Annotated in this window: 20 protein-coding genes, 3 tRNA genes and 1 pseudogene; 20 read left to right on the plus strand and 4 right to left on the minus strand. The window is 70.4% G+C overall.

Translation table 11 applies throughout. The annotated features are described in order from the left end of the window. Nucleotides 1-256: 256 nt before the first annotated feature. The 4 genes from ACLQ21_RS06945 (at nucleotide 257) to ACLQ21_RS06960 (ending at nucleotide 4,504) form a co-directional block, all read left to right on the plus strand. On the plus strand, nucleotides 257-1,849 hold the full coding sequence (locus tag ACLQ21_RS06945; protein ID WP_425662898.1) for an ABC transporter permease subunit: 1,593 nt from the start codon (nucleotides 257-259) through the stop codon (nucleotides 1,847-1,849). After that, nucleotides 1,849-2,772: a sugar ABC transporter permease gene (locus ACLQ21_RS06950; protein WP_425662532.1), complete on the plus strand. Its 924-nt coding sequence runs from the start codon at nucleotides 1,849-1,851 to the stop codon at nucleotides 2,770-2,772. The genes ACLQ21_RS06945 and ACLQ21_RS06950 overlap by 1 nt, the downstream gene beginning before the upstream one ends. Nucleotides 2,773-2,846: 74 nt before the next feature. Further along, nucleotides 2,847-4,379 (plus strand): sodium-dependent transporter, encoded by a 1,533-nt coding sequence (locus tag ACLQ21_RS06955; RefSeq protein WP_425662533.1) that lies wholly within the window; start codon nucleotides 2,847-2,849, stop codon nucleotides 4,377-4,379. Then, entirely contained in the window at nucleotides 4,376-4,504 is a 129-nt protein-coding gene (locus ACLQ21_RS06960; RefSeq protein ID WP_425662534.1) for a methionine/alanine import family NSS transporter small subunit, read from the plus strand. Before ACLQ21_RS06955 ends, ACLQ21_RS06960 begins: the two co-directional genes overlap by 4 nt. Nucleotides 4,505-4,512: 8 nt before the next feature. Here ACLQ21_RS06960 and ACLQ21_RS06965 read toward each other — a convergent pair whose 3' ends face one another. Then, complete coding sequence (locus ACLQ21_RS06965) at nucleotides 4,513-5,457, minus strand: EamA family transporter (RefSeq protein WP_425662535.1); 945 nt, start codon at nucleotides 5,455-5,457, stop codon at nucleotides 4,513-4,515. Nucleotides 5,458-5,530: 73 nt separating this feature from the next. Between ACLQ21_RS06965 and ACLQ21_RS06970 the strand changes: the two genes are divergently transcribed. From ACLQ21_RS06970 to ACLQ21_RS07010, 9 genes are all read left to right on the plus strand, one after another. Next, entirely contained in the window at nucleotides 5,531-6,442 is a 912-nt protein-coding gene (locus ACLQ21_RS06970) for a LysR family transcriptional regulator (protein ID WP_425662536.1), read from the plus strand. Nucleotides 6,443-6,501: 59 nt separating this feature from the next. Continuing rightward, nucleotides 6,502-6,573, plus strand: a tRNA-Thr gene (locus tag ACLQ21_RS06975). Nucleotides 6,574-6,611: 38 nt separating this feature from the next. After that, nucleotides 6,612-6,685: transfer RNA gene (locus ACLQ21_RS06980), tRNA-Met, on the plus strand. A gap of 150 nt (nucleotides 6,686-6,835) precedes the next feature. Beyond that, nucleotides 6,836-7,831: a homocysteine S-methyltransferase family protein gene (locus tag ACLQ21_RS06985; protein WP_425662537.1), complete on the plus strand. Its 996-nt coding sequence runs from the start codon at nucleotides 6,836-6,838 to the stop codon at nucleotides 7,829-7,831. Nucleotides 7,832-7,840: 9 nt separating this feature from the next. Beyond that, the gene (locus ACLQ21_RS06990) at nucleotides 7,841-8,287 is read left to right on the plus strand and encodes an FAS1-like dehydratase domain-containing protein (protein ID WP_425662538.1); all 447 of its coding nucleotides are present in this window, start codon (nucleotides 7,841-7,843) and stop codon (nucleotides 8,285-8,287) included. Beyond that, nucleotides 8,287-8,727, plus strand: coding sequence for a MaoC/PaaZ C-terminal domain-containing protein (locus ACLQ21_RS06995; RefSeq protein WP_425662539.1), 441 nt, complete (start codon nucleotides 8,287-8,289; stop codon nucleotides 8,725-8,727). The genes ACLQ21_RS06990 and ACLQ21_RS06995 overlap by 1 nt, the downstream gene beginning before the upstream one ends. After that, nucleotides 8,724-9,878, plus strand: a complete 1,155-nt coding sequence (locus tag ACLQ21_RS07000; protein ID WP_425662540.1) for a UDP-N-acetylmuramate dehydrogenase — start codon at nucleotides 8,724-8,726, stop codon at nucleotides 9,876-9,878. The genes ACLQ21_RS06995 and ACLQ21_RS07000 overlap by 4 nt, the downstream gene beginning before the upstream one ends. Nucleotides 9,879-9,947: 69 nt before the next feature. After that, complete coding sequence (locus ACLQ21_RS07005; RefSeq protein ID WP_425662541.1) at nucleotides 9,948-10,403, plus strand: VOC family protein; 456 nt, start codon at nucleotides 9,948-9,950, stop codon at nucleotides 10,401-10,403. A 42-nt stretch (nucleotides 10,404-10,445) separates the two neighbouring features. Next, a complete protein-coding gene (locus tag ACLQ21_RS07010) occupies nucleotides 10,446-10,913 on the plus strand; it encodes an SRPBCC domain-containing protein (protein ID WP_425662542.1) in 468 nt (155 codons plus the stop codon). A gap of 21 nt (nucleotides 10,914-10,934) precedes the next feature. Here the strand turns inward: ACLQ21_RS07010 and map are convergent, their stop codons facing one another. Genes map through rraA form a run of 3 tightly spaced genes read right to left on the minus strand, consistent with a single transcriptional unit; the run spans nucleotide 10,935 to nucleotide 13,435 of the window. Further along, nucleotides 10,935-11,711, minus strand: coding sequence for a type I methionyl aminopeptidase (map, locus tag ACLQ21_RS07015; RefSeq protein WP_425662543.1), 777 nt, complete (start codon nucleotides 11,709-11,711; stop codon nucleotides 10,935-10,937). Between the two features lie 16 nt (nucleotides 11,712-11,727). Next, nucleotides 11,728-12,921 (minus strand): pyridoxal phosphate-dependent aminotransferase, encoded by a 1,194-nt coding sequence (locus tag ACLQ21_RS07020; RefSeq protein ID WP_425662544.1) that lies wholly within the window; start codon nucleotides 12,919-12,921, stop codon nucleotides 11,728-11,730. A gap of 49 nt (nucleotides 12,922-12,970) precedes the next feature. Beyond that, nucleotides 12,971-13,435, minus strand: a complete 465-nt coding sequence (gene rraA / locus ACLQ21_RS07025; RefSeq protein ID WP_425662545.1) for a ribonuclease E activity regulator RraA — start codon at nucleotides 13,433-13,435, stop codon at nucleotides 12,971-12,973. A 149-nt stretch (nucleotides 13,436-13,584) separates the two neighbouring features. Here rraA and ACLQ21_RS07030 point away from each other — a divergent pair. From ACLQ21_RS07030 to ACLQ21_RS07060, 7 genes and pseudogenes are all read left to right on the plus strand, one after another. Then, a tRNA-Trp gene (locus tag ACLQ21_RS07030) sits at nucleotides 13,585-13,657 on the plus strand. Between the two features lie 131 nt (nucleotides 13,658-13,788). Then, the gene (gene secE, locus ACLQ21_RS07035; protein WP_425662899.1) at nucleotides 13,789-13,995 is read left to right on the plus strand and encodes a preprotein translocase subunit SecE; all 207 of its coding nucleotides are present in this window, start codon (nucleotides 13,789-13,791) and stop codon (nucleotides 13,993-13,995) included. A 120-nt stretch (nucleotides 13,996-14,115) separates the two neighbouring features. After that, nucleotides 14,116-14,721: pseudogene (gene nusG, locus ACLQ21_RS07040) on the plus strand (transcription termination/antitermination protein NusG); the annotation flags it as partial. Between the two features lie 66 nt (nucleotides 14,722-14,787). Continuing rightward, the gene (rplK, locus tag ACLQ21_RS07045) at nucleotides 14,788-15,219 is read left to right on the plus strand and encodes a 50S ribosomal protein L11 (RefSeq protein WP_425662546.1); all 432 of its coding nucleotides are present in this window, start codon (nucleotides 14,788-14,790) and stop codon (nucleotides 15,217-15,219) included. 80 nt (nucleotides 15,220-15,299) lie between these two features. Next, on the plus strand, nucleotides 15,300-15,989 hold the full coding sequence (gene rplA / locus ACLQ21_RS07050; RefSeq protein ID WP_425662547.1) for a 50S ribosomal protein L1: 690 nt from the start codon (nucleotides 15,300-15,302) through the stop codon (nucleotides 15,987-15,989). 106 nt (nucleotides 15,990-16,095) lie between these two features. Beyond that, nucleotides 16,096-16,821: a FadR/GntR family transcriptional regulator gene (locus ACLQ21_RS07055; protein ID WP_425662548.1), complete on the plus strand. Its 726-nt coding sequence runs from the start codon at nucleotides 16,096-16,098 to the stop codon at nucleotides 16,819-16,821. Between the two features lie 167 nt (nucleotides 16,822-16,988). Next, nucleotides 16,989-18,665: an ABC transporter substrate-binding protein gene (locus tag ACLQ21_RS07060; protein ID WP_425662900.1), complete on the plus strand. Its 1,677-nt coding sequence runs from the start codon at nucleotides 16,989-16,991 to the stop codon at nucleotides 18,663-18,665. Nucleotides 18,666-18,716 lie beyond the last annotated feature (51 nt).

Consider the following 18,716-nt stretch of genomic DNA (forward strand, 5'->3'; position numbering starts at 1 on the left):
CCCCCCCCCCCCCCCCCCCCCACCCCCCCCCCCCCCCCCCCCCCCCCCCCCCCCCCCCCCCCCCCGCCCCCCCCCCCCCCCCCCCCCCCCCCCCCCCCCCCCCCCCCCCCCCCCCCCCCCCCCCCCCCCCCCCCCCCCCCCCCCCCCCCCCCCCGCCCCCCCCCCCCCCCCCCCCCCCCCCCCCCCCCCCCCCCCCCCCCCCGCTTCTTCCCGCTGTCCGCGCCGCACGAGGCGAAGAGGAGAACACCGCGTGACGATGACGTCTGCCCAGAAGGCCCCGACCAGGGCGCCCAAGCGAGGCATCCACCACCAGCCGCCCAGCATGCGCGTGATCGTGGTGAAGATCGTCCTGCTCGCCATCGTCGACGCGGTGGCGGTGTTCGCGATGTCGATCCTGTTCTTCAAGGGCGACTACCTCGTCGCAGGCATCGTGCTCGTGGCGACGCTGCTGGTCAACTGGATCTACTTGAGCCCGGGACTGCTGCCGGCCAAGTACCTCACGCCCGGACTCGTCTTCCTCGCCATCTTCCAGCTGTTCGTCATCGTGTACTCGCTCTACATCGCGTTCACGAACTACGGCGACGGCCACAACTCCACGAAGGAGGACGCGATCTCGTCGATCGTGCAGCAGAACACGGTGCGCGTCGAGGGTTCGCCCGCGTACCGCGTCACGGTCGTCGAGGGCGTCGGCGGACTGGGGGTGCTCGCCGCCGCACCCGACGGGGAGGTGCTCGTCGGCACGCAGGAGCAGCCGCTCGAGCCCGTCGATCCGGCGACGGTCACGCTCGACGGAGACCGCCCGACTGCGCTCGCCGGCTGGACGTCGCTCAGCATGCAGGACATCCTGCAGCGCCAGCAGGAGGTGGCGGCGCTCCAGGTGCCGCTGTCGGATGATCTCGCCGACGGCTTCCTCCGCACGACCGACGCGTCGAACGGCTACGTCTACCAGTCGACCTTCGTCTACGACGAGACGGCCGACACCGTGACCGACACCGTCACGGGCACGGTCTACCGGGACCTCGGCAACGGTGCGTTCGAGACCGCCGACGGGCAGCGGCTCGGCACCGGCTGGCAGATCTTCATCGGCGGGGAGAACTTCCTCTACCCGTTCCAGAACCCGAGCTACGGGTTCGCGCTCTTCGGCGTGCTGGCGTGGACCTTCGGATTCGCCATCCTGTCGGTCGGGCTCTCGTTCTTCCTCGGCCTCTTCCTCGCGATCGCGCTCAACGACCCGCGCATGCGGTCGAAGCAGGTCTACCGGGTGCTGTCGATCCTGCCGTACGCGTTCCCGTCGTTCCTCGGCTCGCTCGTCTGGCTCGGACTGCTCAACACCGAGTTCGGCTTCATCAACAACATCTTCCTCGGCTCCGCCGACATCCCGTGGCTCACCGACCCCGTGCTCGCGAAGATCTCGGTGCTGGTCGTGAACCTCTGGCTCGGCTTCCCGTACATGTTCCTGATCTGCCTCGGCGCGCTGCAGTCCATCCCCGAGGAGCTCACCGAGGCCGCGTCGGTCGACGGCGCGAGCGGCTGGCAGATCTTCGGCCGCATCAAGTTCCCGCTGCTGCTCGTGGCGACGGCACCGCTGCTCATCTCGTCGTTCGCGTTCAACTTCAACAACTTCAACACCATCTACTTCCTCACGCGCGGTGGCCCCCGCATGCAGGGGGTGGAGGAGAACGTCGGCCACACCGACCTCCTGATCACGCTGGTCTACAAGACGGCGTTCCAGGACGGCACCCGCGACTACGGGCTCGCCGCCGCACTCTCGATCGTCATCTTCATCATCGTTGCCACCGTCTCGACGATCGCGTTCCGTCGGACCAAGGCGCTGGAGGACCTGCACTGATGGACATCCTGCCGATCGATCAGTCCGCGCGAGAGGGCCGCCCGCCCCGCGTCGCGCCGTCCACGAGGATGTCGTTCCGCAAGTGGATGCGCGAGCTGGGATGGCGCCACCTCGTCGGCATCGCCGTCGTCCTGTTCGCCGTCTTCCCGCTCGTCTACGTGCTGAGCGCGTCGTTCAACCCGGGCGGCACGCTCACGGGCTCGAACAACCTCTTCCGCGAGATCTCGCTCGAGAACTACGTCGACCTGCTGGGCGATCCGCGCCGGCCCTACGCCGCCTGGTTCGCGAACACGCTCATCGTCGGGCTCACGACCTCGGCCGGCACCGTCTTCCTCGGCGCGCTCGCGGCGTACGCCTTCAGCCGGATGCGGTTCACCGGCAGGCGACCGGGGCTGCTGGGCCTGATCATCGTCCAGATGTTCCCGCAGCTGCTCGCGGTCGTCGCCATCTACCTGCTGATGCGAGGCATCAGCGACGTGTTCCCGGCGATCGGGCTCGACTCGCTCATCGGCCTCATCCTGGTGTACCTCGGCGGCGCGCTCGGCGTGAACACCTACCTGATGTACGGCTTCTTCAACACGGTCCCCGCATCGATCGATGAGGCTGCGAAGCTCGACGGGGCTGGCCACGCTCGCATCTTCTTCACCATCATCCTGCGGCTCGTCGCGCCCATCCTCGCCGTCATCGGCCTGATCTCGTTCATCGGCACCACGAGTGACTTCGTCATCGCGTCGGTCATCCTCACGAGCCCCGAGAAGCTCACGCTCGCGGTCGGGCTGTTCCGCTACGTCTCCGAGGAGACGAGCACCAACTACACGATCTTCGCCGCCGGCGCCGTGCTTGCCGCGATCCCGGTGATGGCGCTGTTCCTGTGGCTGCAGAAGTACATCGTGAGCGGGCTCACGGCGGGCGCCGTCAAGTAGTCCGACGACCCCGGGCTGTGGCACGCTAGGGCCATGTCCCTCGAAGCAGCGGTGACCCCCGACGACGGCTCGGCATGACGATCACGAAGGCGCCGATCGACCGCGGACGGTTCTCGAACAAGACCGTCTTCATCATGGCCGCGATCGGCTCGGCAGTCGGGCTCGGGAACATCTGGCGCTTCCCCTACGTCGCCTACGAGGGCGGCGGTGGGGCGTTCATCCTGCCCTATCTCGTCGCCCTGCTCGTCGCGGGCATCCCGCTGCTCCTGCTCGACTATGCGATCGGTCACTCGCAGCGCGGCTCGGCACCGCTGTCGTTCGCGCGGCTGTCGCGCAAGCTCGAGTTCATCGGCTGGTGGCAGGTGGCGATCTGCGTCGTCATCTCCGTCTACTACGCCGCGATCCTCGCGTGGTCGGTGCAGTACGTCGGCTTCTCCTTCAGCCAGGCGTGGGGCGACGACCCCGAAGCCTTCTTCTTCACCGACTTCCTGCGAGCGACCGAGGGCGAAGTGACCCTCGACTTCGTGCCCGCCGTGCTCATCCCCATGGCCATCGTCTGGATCGTCGCGATCGCGGTGATGGCGCTCGGTGTTCAGAAGGGCATCGGCGCCACGTCCGTGATCTTCATCCCGGTGCTGCTCATCGCATTCGGGGCGCTCGTGGTGCAGGCTCTCTCGCTGCCCGGCGCGATCGATGGGCTGCAGACGCTGTTCGCGCCGAACTGGGGCGCGCTGCTCGTGCCGGCAGTCTGGGCCAGCGCCTTCGGGCAGATCTTCTTCTCGCTCTCCGTCGGTTTCGGCATCATGATCACCTACGCCTCGTACGTGGGCCGCAAGGTCGACATGACCGGATCGGCGTTCGTGGTCGGCTTCGCCAACTCCGGCTTCGAGCTGCTCGCGGGCATCGGCGTCTTCTCCGCGCTCGGCTTCCTCGCACAGGCGTCCGGAGCAGCCGTCGCCGACGTGGTGGCCAACGGCATCGGCCTCGCGTTCATCGCCTTCCCGGCGATCATCTCGCAGGCGCCGTTCGGTGCGCTGCTCGGCATGCTCTTCTTCGTATCGCTGGTGCTCGCAGGCTTCACGTCGCTCATCAGCATCCTCGAGGTGGTCATCTCGGCCGTGCGCGACAAGCTCGAGCTCGGCCGCGTGACCGCGACGCTCGCCGTCACCGTTCCGATGGCGCTCGTCAGCATCCTGCTGTTCTCGACCACGAGCGGCATCCTCGTGCTCGACATCGCCGACTACTTCATCAACCGGTTCGGCATCCTGCTGGTCGCGCTCGTGGCCATGGTGGCCGTCGCGTGGGCGATCCGGCGCGTGCCGTCCCTGGCAGCGCACATGAGCCGGTACGGCTCGATCAAGCTCGGCCGCTGGTGGGTGGTGCTCGTCATGGCGGTCACCCCGGTGCTCATCGCCTTCATGCTTGTGCTGGAGGTCGTGACCGCGGTGTCCGAGCCGTACGGCGGCTACCCGACGTGGATGCTGGCGGTGTTCGGCTGGGGCGCTGCCGGTGCCGCGCTGCTCATCGGGATCCTGCTGTCGATCCCGAAATGGAAGGCGACGACGCCACTCGAGGCGCCCGAGCACGACGAGGTGGTGATCCGATGACGATCGGAGCGATCGTGATGATGGTCGTGGCGATGGTCGTGCTCTGGGGAGGGCTGGGGGTCGCGATCGTGAACATCGTGCGCTACCCGGGACCCGAGCCGACCGAGTCGGCTCGCGACCTCTGACGCCCTGCTCAAGGCCGTCGCGCAGCGACGGATGCCCGGTGATGCTCGGGTGACCGTCGCTCCGGCGGGGGAGTGCGCCGGCGCAAGGCCGGCAGGGCACCGGAGCCGAGCAGCACGCCCAGCACGACGATCGCGGCTCCGACGATCTCCGCCGCGCTGAGGGTCTCGCCCAGCGCGACCCACGCCGTGAGCAGCCCGACGACGGGCACGAGCATCGAGAACGGCGCCACTCGTGCGGCTGGATGGCGGCTGAGCAGCCAGGTCCAGACGCCGCTGCCCACGACGGTGCCGAGCAGGATCGTGTAGCCGAGTCCCGCGAGCGCCCACAGCCCTGTCGGCGTCGCGAGCCCGTCGAACGACTGGGCGATGCGGTCGGGGCCCTCGAGCCACAGCGACGTGGCGAGCATCGGCGCGACCGGCACGACCGACATCCACAGGGTGAGGTGCAGCGGCTTCGAGGGGCGGGCAAGGCGGCTCGAGAGGTTGCCGAGCGCCCAGCCGAGCGCGCCGAGGAGGGTCAGGAGGAAGGGACCGATCGCGGCGGTGCCCAGCTGCTGCGCACCGATCACCGTGAGCCCGGCGACGGCGAGCAGGATGCCGGCGACCTGGCCGCGGTCGAGCCGCTCGCGCAGCACGGTCGCGCCGAGCAGCACCGTGAAGGGCGCCGACGCCTGCAGCACGAGGGAGGCGAGCCCCACCGGCATCCCGGCGGCCAGCGCCCAGTACAGGAAGAGGAACTGCAGCGTGCCGAAGCCGAGCCCGTAGCCGATGAGCCAGCGCAGCGGCACGTCCGGCCGCGGCACGAGCAGGATCGTCGGCAGCGCGATCAGCGCGAACCGCAGCGCGACGAGGAAGAACGGCGGGAACTGCTCGAGGGAGAGGTGGATGGCGAGGAAGTTGAGGCCCCATAGGACCGCCACCATCACGCCGAGGAGCCGCTCGCGAGTCGTCATGCCCGACAGGTGAGCAGACCGGCATCGTGCAGCACAAGCGAGGGATTGTGTACCGACTGTGTAGCGTTGCTGCATGGAGCTGCGCGACCTCGCTCTGCTGCGAGAGCTGGACGAGCGTGGCAGCCTCACCGCGGTCGCGCGCGCCACTCGAGTGACGCCCTCGGCGGTGTCGCAGCGCCTCCGAGCGCTCGAGCGCTCGGTCGGGCTCGCGCTCACCGAGCCAGCTGGTCGCGGCCTGCGCCTGACCGAGGCCGGGCGGATCCTCGCGGCCGGCGCGATCGAGGTCGCAGCCGCGGTGGCGCAGGTCGACGCGCGCCTCGCCGCCTTCCGTGGTGGCATCGGCGGCCGGATCGACATCGCCGCGCTGCCGAGCGCCGGCGTCGTGCTGCTGCCGTCGCTCCTCGCGGAGCTCGCCGGCGAGCTCGATGTGCACGTGCACGACCACGACGTGGCCGAGGCCGACTACGCGGTGCTCGCGCGCGACCATGACCTCGTCATCGGGCACCGCATGGCGCAGACCCCGCCGCTCGACTGGCGCGGGCTGCGCGTGGTGGACCTGCTGCGGGAGCCGATCGACATCGCCGTGCCCGCCGCGCATCCGCTCGCCGGCGCGCCCGCGGTGCGCCCGGTGGACATCGCCGGCCAGCGCTGGATCGGAGTGCCGGAGGGCTTCCCCTTCGACGACCTGCGGATCGCGATCGAGGCGGCCGCGGGCGAGCCGTTCGCGATCGCGCAGCGCGTGCGCGACAACCGGCTCGTCGAGGCGCTCGTCGCGGCGGGGCTCGGCATCGGCATGCTGCCGCGGTTCAGCACCCCACCGGGCGGCGGCATCGCCCTCGTGCCCCTCGCCGGGGTGCCGACCGGTCGCACCGTGAGTGCCCTGGCCCGTCGGGATGTCGCCGAGCGCGCCGCCGTGCGCCATGCGCTCGACACGCTGCGGCGGTGCGCCACCGCGATCGTGGGCGCCGACGCGCTGAGCGGCTGACGCGTTGCAGATCCGGTCTCGCGCGGTGCTACGATATTCCGGTTGCCATGAACGGCATCGCCCCGATAGCTCAGCGGTAGAGCACTTCCATGGTAAGGAAGGGGTCGCGAGTTCAATCCTCGCTCGGGGCTCGCGTTCGCTTGATGCTTCGTGCTTGGGTGGGCGTTCTGGCGGGGTAGCTCAGTTGGTGAGAGCGCACGACTCATAATCGTGAGGTCGCGGGTTCGAACCCCGCCCTCGCTACCGCCAGCAAGGGGATCGGATCATCAGCATCCGGTCCCCTTCTTCGTGCCCGGTGGCGAGCGCAACAGGGGCATGGACCGGCAGCGCGTCGCGAGGTACTCTGCCCGCGAGCAGGCGGCTCACCTGCTCCAGCGATGCGAGGAGACAGGCATGTCCACCGTCGCGCGGAGGCCGATGACCTCCGCGATCACCACCAAGCCCTCCGTCCACCATCACGCGGTGCCGCACCGTCCGGACTGGCCGTCGCCGGCGCATCCGTTCGTCACGGACGGCGGACTCGAGACCGACCTCATCTTCCGTCGCGGCGTCGACCTGCAGCACTTCGCGGCCTACCCGTTGCTGCGCAGCGAGCGCGGGCGCGCGGTGCTCGCTGACTACTTCGCCGAGTACGCGGCGCTCGCCGCCCGCGTCGGGGCCGGGCTGCTGCTCGAGACCGCGACATGGCGGGCGAACCCCGACTGGGGCGCCAGGCTCGGCGATTCTCGCAAGGCGCTCTACGACGTGAACGTCCGAGCCGTGCGGCACCTGCAGGAGCTGCGGGAGACCTACGTCGACGTCGCGGACGTGCTCATCAGCGGCGCCGTGGGGCCGCGAGCGGACGCATATGCCGACGTGCCCCCGGTCGATCCGGACGACGCCCAGGTCTACCACGAGCGGCAGATCGATGCCTTCGCCGAGGCGGGGGTCGACGTGGTGACGGCGTTCACCCTGTCGGATCCGGGGGAGGCGATCGGGATCGCGCGCGCGGCGTTCTTCCACGGCCTCCCGGCCGTGATCGGCTTCACCGTCGAGACCGACGGCCGGCTGCGGGGCGGCATGCCGCTGGGCGAGGCGATCCTGCTCGTGGACGACGAGACCGACGCCGTGCACTTCATGCTCAACTGCGCGCATCCGCAGCACATCCTGCGCGGCATGGACGGCGGCGCGTGGCGCGAACGCGTGGTCAGCGTGCGCTACAACGCCTCCACCAAGAGCCACGCGGAGCTCGACCAGGCGACCGCGCTCGACGCGGGCGACATCGACGAGCTGCGGGCCGGGCACGACGAGCTGCGCCAGCGGTTGCCGAACCTCGCGGTCGTCGGCGGATGCTGCGGCACGGACAGCAGGCACATCGCCGCACTCTGGGAGGATCGCGCCTCTGCCTAGACTGGCTCCGTGCCAGTCAACCCCGAGATCCAGGGCAGGCAGTACCCGCCCACGGCCCCCTACCTCGTCGGCCGAGAGAAGGTCCGCGAGTTCGCGCGCGCCGTGCAGGCCACGCACCCCGAGCACCTCGACGTCGAGGCGGCGCGCACCGCCGGCCACGCCGACGTCATCGCGCCCCCGACGTTCCCGATCGTCATCCAGGAGCTCACGCTCCGGCAGCTGCTCGAGGACGAGACCGCAGGGGTCGACTTCACACGCGTCGTGCACGGCGACCAGCGCTTCACGGCCATCCGGCCCATCGTCGCCGGCGACCAGCTGACGGCGCAGCTGACCGTCACGAGCGTCAAGTCGCTCGGGGGCAACGACATGGTGACGAGCGAGAGCGTCATCACGGATGCGCACGGCGAGCACGTGGTGACCGCCACGTCGACGCTCGTGGTGCGGGCGGAGGCCTGATGGAGGGCATGCCGCCGATGGACTCGGCGCACGAGCTCAGCGAGCTCGAGGTCGGCACGGTGGTCGCCGAGCGCGACCTCACCCTGACGCGCGACTCGCTGGTGCGGTACGCGGGCGCCTCTGGCGACTTCAACCCCATCCACTACCGCGACGACATCGCGTCGGCCGTCGGCCTGCCGGGCGTGCTCGCGCACGGCATGCTCACGATGGGCGCCGCAGTGCAGCCGGTCGTCGACTGGGCGGGCCCGTCACGCATCCTCGACTACCAGGTGCGGTTCACGCGCCCCGTCGTGGTCGATCCCGCGACGGGTGCGCAGCTGCACGTCGTCGCGACGGTCGGCCGGGTCGACGAGGCCAGCGCGCGCATCGACCTCACCGTCACGGTCGATGGGAAGACCGTGCTCGGCAAGGCGCAGGTCGTCGTGGCGACCGGCCGATGACCGCTCCGCGCAGGCTCGCCGACGCGACCACCATGCGCGTCGGCGGCGACGTCGAGCACTGGATCGAGGCGACGACGCGCGACGAGGTCGTCTCGGCCTACGCCGAGATCCTGGATCGCGACGACGAGCACCTGCTGCTCGGCGGCGGCTCGAACACGGTCGCCTCCGACGAGCCCTACCCGGGAACGGTCCTGCGGGTCGCGACCCGGGGCATCCGCACCATGCCCGCCGCGGAGCGGCCGCATCGGCCCGTCGGCGAGGACCCGCCCGTCGACGACGCCGTCGTGCTGCGCGTCGAGGCCGGGGAGTCGTGGGACGCGCTCGTCGCGCTCGCGGTCGAGCAGGGACTCACCGGCATCGAGGCGCTCAGCGGCGTGCCGGGCTCGGTGGGGGCGGCCCCGATCCAGAACATCGGCGCCTACGGCCAGGAGGTGTCCTCAACCCTGCAGGCCATCGAGCTGCTGGCGCCGGGGGAGGGCGGCGAGCTCGAGGTGCGGTCGGTGCCCGCCTCCGAGCTCATGCTCGGCTACCGCGACTCGGCGATCAAGCGGGGCGTGCTCACGGGCGTCGTGCTGTCGGTCGACTTCCGGCTGCGGCGCTCGCCCGACGGCCGCAGCCAGCCCGTGGCCTACCAGCAGCTCGCGACCGCGCTCGGCGTCGAGCTCGGCACGCGGGTGCCGCTCGAGGACGTGCGCTCCTCGGTGCTCGCGCTGCGCTCCTCGAAGGGCATGGTGCTCTCCGACGATCCCGACTCGGTGAGCGCCGGCTCGTTCTTCACCAACCCCATCGTGTCGGCCCGCTTCGCCGCCGCGCTGCCGAAGGAGCTGCCGCGCTGGTCGACGGCGCCCGAGCCGCGCGCGACGGTGCTGCCGCTCGACGTCGACACGGCCCTGCCGTCGCTCGATCGGCCCGTGCCGCGCGTCAAGCTGTCCGCCGCGTGGCTCATCGAGCACGCGGGCATCCGGCGCGGATTCTCGCTGCCCGGGTCGCGCGCGGCCATCTCGTCGAAGCACACGCTCGCGCTGACGAACCGCGGCGGCGCGACGGGCGAGGAGATCGCGGAGCTGGCGCGCTTCGTGCAGGCGCGCGTCGAGAACCAGTTCGGCGTGCACCTCGTGCCCGAGCCGGTGCTGGTCGGCCTCTCGCTCTAGCCCCGCGGCACGGGCGCCGCCGCGTGCGGCGGCCGAAATGCATCCCCGCCCACGGGCGTTGCCTCCGCCATGGCACAGCACGCGCAGCGACCACAGCCCCCTCGCGCTCCGGCGCAGCTCCGGCTCGTCGTCGAGGTGGACGACTTCGACGCCGCCCTCGCCTTCTACCGCGACGAGCTCGGGCTGCCCGAGCTCGCGGCGTTCGAGGGCTCCGGCGACGCTCGCGTCGCGATCCTCGAGGCGGGACGCGCGACGCTCGAGCTCGCCAACCCGGCGCAGAAGCGCATGATCGACCGCATCGAGGCCGACGGCACGCCCAGCCCACGCATCCGCGTCGCCTTCGAGGTCGACGACGCCGAGGGCGTCACGAGACGGCTGGAGGGCGCGGGAGCCGCGGTCATCGCCGAGCCCGTCGAGACCCCGTGGCGCTCGCTGAACGCGCGACTCGAGGCGCCCGCGGGGCTGACGCTCACGCTGTTCCAGGAGCTCGACGGAGAGGAGCGCTTCGTGCCCGCCGACGATTGATCCGCGAGCACGGTCGTGGGACAGTCGAGGTCGGGGGACACCATGGACGAGCAGGGCGCCGCGCACCGGGACGCGTCGGAGGGGACCTCACCGATCGAGCACGAGCTCGAGGTCGCGGTGAGCCGCGCCCGCGCGTGGGACGCGTACGTCCACGGCCTCGCCGAGTGGTGGCTGCCGAGCCTCACCGCGACCGGCTCCGGCATCGACCACATCGAGGTCGCCACGCACGAGGGCGGCCGCATCGTCGAGCACGGCCGCGACGGCCGCGCGATCGAGTGGGGGGAGGTGACGGATTCGGTGCCGGGCGAGCGCTTCGTCCACACGTTCCGCTCCACGCACGCGGGCGACGCGAGCACGGTCTCGGTGACGTTCGTCGACCTGCCGCACGGCGGCACGAGGGTGCGGCTCACGCACTCCGGCTGGAACGACTCGAACCGGCAGGCCCGCTGGCGGTACGCCGACTGGTCGGTGCTGCTCGAGCGCTACCGCGCATACGCGCAGCACGTGTAGCGCGGTCGCGTCCGGTTCGCCTCAGCGCCGCGTCGGCAGGGTGAGGATCTCGGCGCCGCCCTCGGTGATCGCGATCGTGTGCTCGCTGTGCGCCGTCCGGCAGCCGGTCGCGCTGCGCAGGGTCCAGCCGTCGTCGTCGACGACGAGCTCATCGGTGTCAGCCATGATCCAGGGCTCGAGCGCCAGCAGCAGCCCGGGGCGCAGCCGGTAGCCGCGTCCCGGCCGTCCGGTGTTCGCGACGTGCGGGTCCTGATGCATCGTCGAGCCGATCCCGTGGCCGCCGAACTCGATGTTGATCGGGTAGCCGGCCGCGCTCAGCACGGAGCCGATCGCGTGCGAGATGTCGCCGATGCGGTTGCCCGGCAGGGCGGCGGCGATGCCCGCGTCAAGTGCGCGCTCGGTCGCCTCGATCATGGCGAGGCTCTCGGCGGGTCGGGCCTCGCCGACCACGAAGCTGACCGCCGCGTCGGCCGCGATGCCGTCCACCGAGACGGCGAGGTCGAGCGTGAGCAGGTCGCCGTCGGCGAGCCAGTAGTCGCGCGGTCGGCCGTGCAGCACCGCGTCGTTCACGCCCGTGCAGATGTGGTGGCCGAACGGTCCGCGGCCGAAGGAGGGCGCGTAGTCGACGTAGCAGGACTCGGCGCCGGCCTCCTCGATCATCGCCTTCGCCCAGCGGTCGATCTCGAGCAGGTTCGTGCCGACGGCGCTGCGGCCGCGCAGCGACTGCAGGATGTCGCCGACCAGAGCGCCTGCCCTCCGCGCTCGCTCCAGCTCGGCGGGGTTCAGGATCTCGATCATGCGGCGACCTCGAGGATCAGGCGCCGAAGAGCCGCTGCAGCCGCTGGACGCCCTCGAGCAGGGCGTCGTCCCCGAGCGCGTAGGAGAACCGCAGGTAGCCGGACGGACCGAACGCCTCGCCAGGCACCGCGGCGACCTCGGCCTGCTCCAGCATCAGGTCGGCGAGCTGCAGGCTCGACGTGGGGGTCACGCCGCCCCACTCCTGGTCGAGCAGGCCCGACACATCCGCATAGACGTAGAACGCGCCCTTCGGGGTGGGCACGCTCATGCCGGGGATGCGCGAGAGCTCCGCGACGATCGTCTGCCGGCGGCGGTCGAAAGCCGAGAGCATCTCGCCGACCGCGTCCTGCGGGCCGGTGAGCGCCTCGAGCGCGCCGCGCTGCGCGACGTTGTTCACATTGCTCGTCAGGTGCGACTGCAGGTTCGCGGCGGCCTTGATGACGTCGGCCGGGCCGACCATCCAGCCGACGCGCCAACCGGTCATCGCATAGGTCTTCGCGACGCCGTTGACGAGGATCGTGCGCTCGGCGAGCGCCGGCACGGCCTCGGTCACCGACACGGCCCGCTCGCCGTCGTAGACCAGGTTCTGGTAGATCTCGTCGCTCACGACCCAGAGGCCGTTGGACTCCGCCCACTCCGCGATCTCACGCACGCGCTCGGCGGGGTAGACGGCGCCCGTGGGATTGGAGGGGCTCACCATCAGCAGCGCCTTGGTGCGGTCGGTGCGCGCCGCCTCGAGCTGGTCGACGGTGACGAGGTAGCCCTGGTCGGCGCCCGCGAAGACGTCGACCTGCGTCGCGCCGGTCAGCGCGATCGCCTCCGGGTAGGTGGTCCAGTAGGGCGTCGGCACGAGCACCTCGTCGCCCGGGTCGAGGATCGTCTGGAACGCCTGGTAGACCGACTGCTTGCCGCCGTTGGTGACGAGCGCCTGGCTCGCCTCCACCTGCAGCCCCGAGTCGCGCAGCGTCTTGGCAGCGATCGCCTCGCGCAGCTCCGGGAGGCCCGCCGCGGGCGTGTAGCGGTAGTTCTTCGGATCGGCGAGAGCGCGCTGGGCTGCCTCGACGATGTTGGGCGGCGTGGCGAAGTCGGGCTCCCCGGCGGCGTACGAGATGACGTCGCCACCGGCCGCCTTCAGCGACTTGGCCTTCGCGTCGACCTTGAGGGTCGCGGACTCGTTGATGGCGGCGATGCGCGCGGCGATGCGGTTCACGGCTCCAAGCCTAGGTGCCCCCGCATCCCGCCCGGCGATCAGCGTGCGGTCAGTGCTCGACGAGCACGCCATCCTCGTCGGCCCACAGCATCGCGCCGGGACGGAACGCGACGCCGCCGAACTCGACCGGCACATCCGTCTCGCCGACGCCGTCCTTCGCGCTCTTGCGAGGATTCGAGCCGAGTGCCTTCACGCCCAGGTCGAGCCGCGCGAGCGCCGCGCGGTCGCGCACGGGCCCGTGGATGATGACGCCGGCCCAGCCGTTCCGCGCGGCCGACTCGGCGATCATGTCGCCCATGAGCGCACTCGACAGCGAACCGCCGCCGTCGACGACGAGCACCGCGCCGTCACCGGGGGAGCCGAGCATCGACTTCACGAGCGCGTTGTCACCGAGGCACCGCACCGTGCGCACCGGACCCTCGAAGCGCATCCGCCCACCGAGGTCCTGCAGCTGGGTCTCGAGCGACTGCAGCTCGTCGCCGCGCTCGTCGTAGAGGTCTGCCGTGCTCGTCATGGTCGCCACCGTAGCGACGCCATGCCGCCGTCAAGTGGACAGCACGCGCCGCGTCGTCGTAGACTGTCTCCTTGGTGGTTGACAACCGCCATGATGTTGCACGCCCTGCACGGGCAGCCCGACGCGACAGCATGGCACTCCACCCGCCCAGGGCGGTGGCTCAATTGGTAGAGCAGCGGTCTCCAAAACCGCAGGTTGCAGGTTCGAGTCCTGTCCGCCCTGCTCGAGGCGTCCAACAGGACGCCTGACGGGCCTGGCACTCGCCGGGCCGAACAAACCGAAGGGTCACCGTGGCTGAGAACGCGATCGAGGAGGCACCCCGCACGCGCGAGGGTGCGTCTCGCAACCCGTTCATGCGCCTGTGGGCCTTCCTCAAGGAAGTCCTGGTCGAGCTGCGCAAGGTCGTCACCCCGACCCGCAAGGAGCTGATCCGGTACACGCTCGTCGTGCTCGTGTTCGTCGTCTTCATGATGCTGCTGGTGTCTGGCCTCGACCTCCTGTTCGGCTCGCTCGTGGGCTGGGTGTTCGGCGATCTGCCGATGTTCGGCCTCGGCGGCTGAGCCCGATCCAGGATCTGAAGGAGAAGGTGGACTGTGTCTGACGTCAACGACCTCGACATCGAGCTGAACAAGGCCCTCGACGACCTCGTCCCTGCCGACGAGAAGCCCGCGGAGCCCGCGACCGACCCGTACGAGGACTTCAAGCGCGAGATGCGCATGAAGCCGGGCCGCTGGTACGTCATCCACTCGTACGCGGGCTACGAGAAGAAGGTCAAGGCCAACATCGCCTCGCGTGCCGAGAACATGCAGGTCGACGGCATCTACGAGATCCAGGTCCCCACCGAGGACGTGCTCGAGACGAAGAACGGCCAGGCCAAGCGCGTCAACCGCGTGCGCGTCCCCGGCTACGTGCTCGTGCGCATGGAGCTCGACGAAGACACCTGGTCGGTCGTCCGCCACACGCCCGGTGTCACGGGCTTCGTCGGCAACGCCCACAACCCCGCGCCGCTGCGCTTCGACGAGGCCTTCACCATGCTGAAGCCCATCGCCGACGAGCAGCTCGCCGAGCAGCAGAAGTCCGCTCCCGCGCAGCAGCCCACGCAGCTCGCGGTCGAGGTCGACTTCGAGGTCGGCGAGACCATCACGATCACCGAGGGCTCGTTCGCGGGCTTCCCGGGCACGATCAGCGAGATCCAGCCGGCGAGCCGCAAGCTCACCGTGCTCGTCAGCCTGTTCGAGCGCGAGACCCCTGTCGAGCTCGGCTTCGGGCAGGTCAGCAAGCTCTAGTCCCCGTAGGGGCTGGATGCGGTCCCGGGCACGCCCACGACCGCAACACACCAAGAAGGAAGAGACATGGCACCCAAGAAGAAGGTCACGGGTCTGATCAAGCTGCAGATCCAGGCCGGCGCCGCGAACCCGGCGCCCCCGATCGGACCGGCGCTCGGTCAGCACGGCGTCAACATCATGGAGTTCTGCAAGGCGTACAACGCCGCGACGGAGAACCAGCGCGGCAACGTCATCCCGGTCGAGATCACCGTCTACGAGGACCGCTCGTTCGACTTCATCCTCAAGACCCCGCCGGCCGCAGAGCTCATCAAGAAGGCCGCTGGCGTCAAGAAGGGCTCCGGCGTCCCGCACACGACGAAGGTCGGCAAGCTCACCGCCGCGCAGATCACCGAGATCGCCGAGCAGAAGATGGCTGACCTCAACGCGAACGACATCGAGGGCGCGAAGAAGATCGTCGCCGGCACCGCCCGCTCCATGGGCATCACGGTCGAGGGCTGACCTCGACCACCGAGCCGCACGGCTCACCAGTGGGAGCGCCGGCCAGGCGCGCACCACGAACTCTGATCTAGGAGATCCACATGGCACAGAAGTCCAAGGCCTACAAGGCCGCAGCGGCGAAGATCGACGCTGACAAGTCCTACACGGCCGCCGAGGCCGTCGCGCTCGCTCGCGAGACCGGCTCGACCAAGACCGACTCGACCGTCGAGGTCGCGCTCAAGCTCGGCGTCGACCCCCGCAAGGCTGACCAGATGGTCCGCGGTACCGTTTCTCTTCCTCACGGCACCGGCAAGACCGCTCGCGTCATCGTCTTCGCGCAGGGCCCGGCCGCCGAGGCCGCCATCGCCGCAGGCGCCGACGAGGTCGGCTCCGACGACCTCATCGAGAAGGTCGCCGCTGGCTGGACCAACTTCGACGCCGCCGTCGCGAGCCCCGAGCTCATGGGCAAGGTCGGCCGACTCGGCAAGGTGCTCGGCCCGCGCGGCCTGATGCCCAACCCGAAGACCGGCACCGTCACCCCGAACGTCGCGCAGGCCGTGACCGACATCAAGGGCGGCCGCATCGAGTTCCGCGTCGACAAGCACGCCAACGTGCACTTCATCGTCGGCAAGGCCTCGTTCTCGGAGGAGCAGCTCAGCGACAACATCCAGGCGGCGCTCGACGAGGTCGTCCGCCTCAAGCCGTCGTCCTCGAAGGGCCGCTACGTGCAGAAGGCGACCGTGTCGACCACCTTCGGCCCCGGCATCCCCGTGGACGTGACCACTATTTGACGCACTCGTCACCGTGAAGAGCCCCGCTTCGGCGGGGCTCTTCCGCGTTGCAGGCGGCGAGCCGCGGGTTTGGGGAGCCGCTCGCTCTCGTGGTGGGATGGGGTGGATGTCCTCCGTCACCGCCTCCAGCACGCTCACCGCGCAGGTGCAGCGAGCGATCCTCGATCTCATCGATGTCGAGGGACTGCAGCCCGGACAGTCGCTGCCCTCGACGGCCGCGCTCAGCGAGCGGTTCGAGGTGTCGCGACCGGTCGTCCGCGAGGCGCTCAGCGCGCTGCACGCGACGGGCATCGTCGAGCTCATGAACGGGCGCAACGCGATCGTGCGGCAGCTCGACGACCACCTCATCTCGCTCTTCCTGACTCGCGCGCTGCAGTCGACGGGCGAGCCGCTCGCCGCCCTCATGGAGGTGCGCGCGCCGCTCGAGATCCAGGCCGCTCGGCTCGCGGCGGAGCGCGCGACCACCGAGGGCAGGTCTGCGCTCGTCGACGAGGTCGACCGCATGGCCGCGCTCGCCGACGATCGCAGCGCCTACGCGCTCGCCGATCTCGACCTCCACCGCAGCATCGCCGAGCTCACCGGCAACCCCGCGCTGCTGTGGTTCACGGGTGCCGTCCGCCATCGCGTCTACGAGGCCATCGTGCAGGTGCGGCAGCACCGCGAGGAGCACGGGCTGCTCGGCGTCGAGCACGAGCAGCACGAGGCGATCGCAGCGGCGATCGCTGCGGGGGACGCCCCCCGCGCGGAGTCCGCGATGCGCGAGCACATGGCATCCGTCGCCGGCATCGTGGCGGCGATCGAGTCGGCGCCCGCGGCGACGCCCGACCGCTGACCCGCGGTTCCCGTGCTCCGACCGCAGCCGGGCATAGCGGACGAGACCGGATCGTGACCCTGCTGTGACCTTCGAGACGCCTGGCAGTCGCTAGGTTGTCCCTACGCAGCCTCACGGCGGAGCCGCGGGCGTGCGTCCAGTCCCAGAAGGAAAGGTCCAGCACCGTGATCCAATCCGCACAGCGGCGACGCCTCATCGCAGGCATCGCAGGCGGCGCAGCACTCGCCATCGTGCTCACCGGCTGCCAGAGCCAGCGAGACAGCGGCGACCCCGCGACGAGCGACTCGGCTGCCCCGGCGAGCGACGTCGACTCGACGTTCGTCTTCGGCGCGTCCTCAGACCCGTCGGGCCTCGACCCGGCCTTCGCGTCCGACGGCGAGACCTTCCGCATCTCGCGCCAGATCTTCGAGGGCCTCGTCGGCGTGGAGCCCGGCACCGCCGACCCCGCCCCGCTGCTCGCGGAGAGCTGGGAGTCGAGCGAGGACGGCCTCTCGTACACGTTCGACCTGAAGAGCGACGTGACCTTCCACGACGGCACCCCCTTCAACGCCGAGGCCGTCTGCGCCAACTTCGACCGCTGGTACAACTGGACGGGGCTGACGGCGACCGAGAGCCTCTCGTACTACTACGGCTCGCTCTACGGCGGCTTCGCCGGCGACCCGAACGCGCTCTACGCGTCGTGCTCCGCCGACGACGAGACCACGGCGACGGTCAACCTGACCCGTCCGTTCTCGGGCTTCATCGCATCCCTGTCGCTCCCCGCCTTCTCGATGCAGAGCCCGACGGCGCTCGAGGAGTACGGCGCGGATGACGTCGGCGGCTCCGAGGAGGCGCCCGAGTACAGCGCGTACGGCGAGGCGCACCCGACCGGCACCGGGCCGTTCGTGTTCGAGTCCTGGGCTCCCGGCAGCGAGGTCGTCCTGACGGCGAACGCCGACTACTGGGGCGAGCAGGGACAGATCCAGGAGATCGTGTTCCGCACGATCGACGACCCGACCGCGCGCCGGCAGGCGCTCGAGGCTGGCGACATCGACGGATTCGACTACGTCGCGCCGGCCGACACCGCGGCGCTCGAGGACGCGGGCTTCAACGTGATGCAGCGCGACCCGTTCACGATCCTCTACCTGGGCTTCAACCAGACGGTGCCCGAGCTGCAGGACGTGCGGGTGCGCCAGGCGATCGCACACGCGATCGACCGTGAGGCCCTCGTGACGCAGGTGCTGCCCGAGGGCACCGAGGTCGCGTCGCAGTTCATCCCGCCGGTGGTCAACGGCTACAACGAGGACGTCACGGACTACGCCTACGACCCCGAGCGGGCGCGCGCGCTGCTCGCCGAGGCGGGCTTCGCCGATGGCCTCGAGCTGACGTTCAACTACCCGGTGAACATCTCGCGCCCGTACATGCCGAACCCGGAGCAGATCTTCACCGACCTCGCGTCGCAGCTGTCCGAGGTCGGCATCACGGTCAACCCGGTCTCCGACGAGTGGACCGACTACCTCGACCGCATGCGCGGCGGTGCCGACCACGGCATCCACCTGCTCGGCTGGACCGGTGACTACAACGACACCGACAACTTCGTCGGCGTGTTCTTCAACGGCTACTCCAACGAGTGGGGCTTCGAGAACCCGGAGCTCTTCAGCGCGCTGAGCGAGGCGCGACAGATCGCGGACGCCGACGAGGCGGCCACGGCCTACCAGGAGATCAACGAGCAGATCGCCCAGTTCGTGCCCGGTGTGCCGCTCGCGCACCCCGCGCCGTCGCTGGCGTTCGACCCGCGGGTCACCTCGTACCCGGCAAGCCCCGTCAACGACGAGGTGTTCAACATGATCGAGCTGAGCGAGTAGCCTCGATCGTCACCGGCGGATGCCGCGGGCCAGTCCAGGCCCGCGGCATCC

The sequence above is a fragment of the Agrococcus sp. DT81.2 genome (assembly GCF_049844935.1).
Lineage (GTDB): Bacteria > Actinomycetota > Actinomycetes > Actinomycetales > Microbacteriaceae > Agrococcus.